The sequence below is a fragment of the Pseudoalteromonas sp. Z1A8 genome, assembly GCF_011378855.1.
In the GTDB taxonomy this organism is placed as follows: Bacteria; Pseudomonadota; Gammaproteobacteria; order Enterobacterales; family Alteromonadaceae; genus Pseudoalteromonas.
Genome location: NZ_WTLB01000028.1, coordinates 54,842 through 59,757, shown reverse-complemented (window position 1 = coordinate 59,757; position 4,916 = coordinate 54,842). Strand labels below are relative to the sequence as shown.

2 protein-coding genes and 2 tRNA genes are annotated in these 4,916 nt (G+C 35.8%); 1 reads left to right on the top strand and 3 read right to left on the bottom strand.

Annotation, left to right across the window (positions count from 1 at the left end):
- Positions 1-602 precede the first annotated feature (602 nt).
- Positions 603-3,275, top strand: coding sequence for a CHASE domain-containing protein (locus GQR55_RS12315; protein ID WP_166420822.1), 2,673 nt, complete (start codon positions 603-605; stop codon positions 3,273-3,275).
- Positions 3,276-3,339: 64 nt separating this feature from the next.
- Here the strand turns inward: GQR55_RS12315 and GQR55_RS12310 are convergent.
- The 3 genes from GQR55_RS12310 to GQR55_RS12300 form a co-directional block, all read right to left on the bottom strand.
- Positions 3,340-3,429 (bottom strand) — tRNA-Ser (locus GQR55_RS12310).
- A gap of 176 nt (positions 3,430-3,605) precedes the next feature.
- The gene (nadA, locus tag GQR55_RS12305; RefSeq protein ID WP_166420821.1) at positions 3,606-4,646 is read right to left on the bottom strand and encodes a quinolinate synthase NadA; all 1,041 of its coding nucleotides are present in this window, start codon (positions 4,644-4,646) and stop codon (positions 3,606-3,608) included.
- 141 nt (positions 4,647-4,787) lie between these two features.
- Positions 4,788-4,863 (bottom strand) — tRNA-Lys (locus tag GQR55_RS12300).
- Between the last annotated feature and the right edge of the window lie 53 nt (positions 4,864-4,916).

The following is a 4,916-nucleotide window of genomic DNA, read 5'->3' as shown; positions in this document are numbered from 1 at the left end:
AATTTCCTTTGGCGAGAAAATGGCCGAATTATAACAGCTGGCCATCTAATCTGAGAAATTGCACTTATTATCCGAATTTAGGTTCTATTAAATATAGAACAATATAAGTTTTTTAATGTTTTAATTTTCATGCTATGAATATTAAGTATTTGTTTTGTGCTCGATACATCACAACATTGAGGCAGCTATTTACTCGTATCTATACTGCTAGGTCACTTTAAAAACACTATAATTATGGCTGAATTTTACTTGGGGTAAACTTACCAAATTTAAATTAGGAGCAAAGACTAAGAGTTATTCGTTGTTTTTATGGGCATCTAATCCACACTAAAAGCCAGTAAATATAAAAACGAGCACCCTTAGCTAATACTTTTGTTGGTAGTTATAAAGCCATCGAGAATATATAAATTATTATATTTATATGTATGTTCATTTTACCTTGATGCTTAAAATCAAATTTTTACATTCCCTCCACTCTAAACCACTATAAAATATATATATTCTAATTAAGAACAAATTTGTATCCTGAATAATAAGTGCTATATTTATCTCGTTGATAAAACAGATATATGCTTAGTGTATTCATAATAAAGGATGGGTTAATGTTTTCAGGACGACCGGTTAGTAAAGGGCTATTAACCTCTGTACTTATTCATACCATTTTACTCACCATCGGTGTTGGGTTAACTTATATTGCTCATATTAAGCATCAAGATGCACTTAACAACAAAATAAATGAAGCCCTTACTAGTCGACTTTCTACGCTTTCATCAGGCGTAGAAAGCAGGCTCGATTTATATAAGTATGGTCTATTTGGTTTAAAAGGCTTTGTTCACGGCATTGGTGTTAACAACCTAAACTACAAAGCAATTTCTAATTACTCTAACAGCCGTAACTATGCCCAAGAATTCCCCGGCGCAAACGGTATTGGTTTTATAAGAAAAGTAAACTCTGAAAACTTAAATCAATTTCTACAAACTGCAAAAAACGATCGTCCTGATCATATATTTAATATAAAAAAACTCACGAAAAAGAGTAATGAACTTTTTATTATTCAATACATATTTCCTGAAAAAAGCAATTTACAAGCCATTGGGTTAGATATTAGTTCAGAGGAAATGCGTCAACAAACGGCTTTAAATGCAGCCATTAATAATAGCACTCAACTAACAGCTCCCATTACGTTGGTGCAAGCTGATAAAAAAGCACAACAAGGCTTTTTAATCTTACTGCCAGTTTATAAAAAAACGATTATTCCTAAAAACAAAAATCAACGTTTAGAGCAGTTACTAGGATGGGTTTACTCCCCTTTATTAATTAATAATATTTTGGACTCTTTATCACAGGTAGATGAAAATCACCTCATTATTAGCGACCTTAATAGTAGCACCGACTTTTTTAGTTATGGCGCTAAAAGTACTTCTACAAATTTCTATCACAGTGAAGTAATAGAGGTTATGGGAAGAAAGTGGAAAATAACAGTTAATGCCTCAGATGAATTTATTGGAACACTTCACTTACCAAGTAAGTATAAAGCATTAGTAAGTGGTATATTTTACACGCTAGGCTGTATGCTTATGGCTTTTTTAATACAGTTATTTATTTTTAGACGAAACCAAAGAATTAAAAGAAAAGCACTACAAGCAAAAAAAAATAAGCTCGCATTACAACAAGCAAATTTAAGACTAGAAAATGAAGTAAAACAACGCACCAAAGAAATTGCAGATATAAGTATGCTTCAGCGTAGTATTTTAAATAGTGCTAGCTATTCGATTATTGCTACCGATATAAATGGCTTAATTACATTATTTAATCCCGCCTCTGAAAAGTTATTAGGCTATAAAGCGCAAGATGTTATTGGAATTAAAAACCCTGGCATTTTTCATTTAGAAGAAGAAATTATAAAAAAAGCTCAGCAACTAAGTACTGAATTAAATAAACTTGTCTCCCCTAGTTTTGAAGTTTTGATATTAAAAGCAACAGCAACTAAGCCTGATATTAATCAATGGACATACATTTCCTCTACGGGTAAAAAAATACAAGTTAATATAAGCGTTACCTCTTTATTGAATAATGAAAATGAAGTTGTTGGTTATTTGGGGGTAGCATATGATTTAACCGAACAAATTAATCACGAACAAGCTCTTGGAGATGCTAAAGAGTTAGCTGAGCAAGCATCCCAAGCTAAATCTGAGTTTTTAGCTAATATGAGCCATGAAATACGCACTCCTATGAATGGCATACTCGGGACTTTACAGTTACTGCAAGAGCAACCATTAAATGAAAAGTCAAAAGAGTATTTAAAAAAATCACTCTATTCAACTCGCTCACTCACCACTATTATTAATGATATTCTCGATTTTTCTAAAATTGAGGCTGGCAAGCTTTCATTAGAGCATAAGCCTTTTGATCTTTTTGAACTTATTCATCATTTAGAGTCTGATCTTGGCCTGCAAGCCAGTGATAAAAATATATATCTTAAATTTGTGATTGATATTGAGCACAAGCATTGGGTGGGCGACCCAGTTAGACTCAGGCAGGTATTTTTAAACCTAATATCTAACGCCATTAAGTTTACATCTCAAGGTGGCGTTACAGTAACGTTTAGGCTAACCGACGAACACAAAATATGTTGTTGTATATCAGACACAGGAATTGGAATTTCTGAGCAAGCAATAGAGCGATTATTTGAGCGCTTTGAACAAGCAGAGCAATCAACAACGCGTGAATATGGTGGTACAGGCCTAGGCTTACCAATCACTAAATCATTAATAGGCCTCATGAATGGCGAAATTAAAGTAACAAGCCAGTTAGGTTCAGGGAGTCAGTTTTATGTGTACTTACCATTAAAACAAGCGCAGATTGATGAAAGCACATTAACGACCAAAAATATTGAGCTCCCCGACCTATCCGGAAAAACCATTTTATTAGCTGAAGATAATAAAATAAATCAGCTTGTTGCATCTGCGATGCTTGAACCGACTAAAGCCACCATTATTATTGCAAATAATGGGTTAGAAGCAGTTTCATTATACAAGTCACACAAGCCCGACATTATTTTTATGGATATTCAAATGCCAAAAATGGATGGACTTCAGGCATGTAAACAAATTAAGGCGCTTGATAGCGAGCAAACCGTTATTGCATTAACCGCTAATGTTTTTACAGAACAAAAAGAAATATACAGGCAGTTATTTGATGGTTATGTTTCAAAGCCAATTGAAAAACATGAGCTTGTAGGCATGTTATCAACTCTCGATTTAGTCGATAGTTAATTTAGACATTAAAAAACCCAGTTACTAATACCTTTCGATATTAATAACTGGGTTCTAAGAATAATGGTGGAGGGAGAGGGATTCGAACCCTCGTTAGGGATAAACCTAAACACACTTTCCAGGCGTGCGCCTTCAGCCACTCAGCCATCCCTCCACAGTGCTGCAATTGTTCAATGCAACAGCGCGCTATAGTATGAAATAGACCCTTAAGGTGCAAGGCATTTTTAAATATGAGCCTTTAAATGCTTACTAATCAAGCAACACTTACCTATAGTCACAAAAAAACGGCTAAATCTAAGACTTAACCGTTTTTAATTTATACTTTTAAAGTTACTTAGCCATGCTCGCAGTAAACTCAAGCATGCGATTAAGTGACTTAAGTGCGCCTTCGCGTAAATCCATATCAACAAATACTTCTTTACCTTTAGGGCTTATGAGGGCTTCCTCAATCGCTTTTAAGCCATTCATTGCCATCCAAGGGCAATGAGCGCAACTTTTACATGAAGCGCCCTCACCTGCCGTTGGAGCCGCAAAAAACTCTTTATCTGGACATAGTTGCTGCATTTTATAAAAGATGCCGCGATCGGTTGCTACAATAAACTTTGTGTTTGGCATTGTTTGAGCAGCTTTAATTAATTGGCTCGTAGATCCAACCGAATCGGCAAGTGCAACAATTTCTGCTGGTGACTCAGGATGAACTAACACACCGGCATCTGGGTGCAATGCTTTGAAGTCTTTTAATGCTTTAGTTTTAAATTCGTCATGCACGATACATGCGCCATTCCACATAAGCATATCAGCACCGGTATTTTTTTGAATATAACTACCAAGGTGCTTATCGGGGCCCCAGATTATTTTTTCGCCTTGCTCATCTAGGTGCTCTACTATTTCAAGCGCACACGATGAGGTTACAATCCAATCTGCACGCGCCTTAACAGCGGTAGAGGTGTTTGCATACACAACCACTTTACGGTCAGGGTGCTCGTCACAAAACGCTGAAAACTCATCTATCGGGCAGCCAATGTCTAACGAACACGTCGCTTCAAGCGTTGGCATAACGACTGTTTTATTAGGCGTTAAAATTTTAGCTGTTTCGCCCATAAATTTTACGCCCGCAACAATAATCATATCTGCATCGTGACGTGCGCCAAAACGTGCCATTTCTAATGAATCGGCAACGCAACCGCCAGTTTCTTCAGCAAGAGCTTGAATTTCAGGATCGGTATAATAATGGGCAACAAGTACTGCATTTTTATCTTTTAGTAATTGTTTTATACGCGCTTTGTATTCGCCTTGCTCGTCTTGTGTTAACGGTGCTGGCTTAGGAGGGAAAATATAACCTTCAGGCATAATAGTTTGAGCTAGACTCATGTTCTCGACCACTTATCTACAGTGCATTAATTAAAGCGAATTATACGAGAATATAAACACAAATAACAGCAAACTAGTAAAGCTGTTTATAAAAAATAGAATGGGAATTTAAAAAAGAATATAAAGGAAAGTATTAGAGAGTGGTGGGTCATGATGGATTTGAACCATCGACCAATTGATTAAAAGTCAACTGCTCTACCAACTGAGCTAATGACCCGCTCTAATATAAATGTGCTTTGTAAAAAGCTACGTAAATCCGCCGATTAAAAA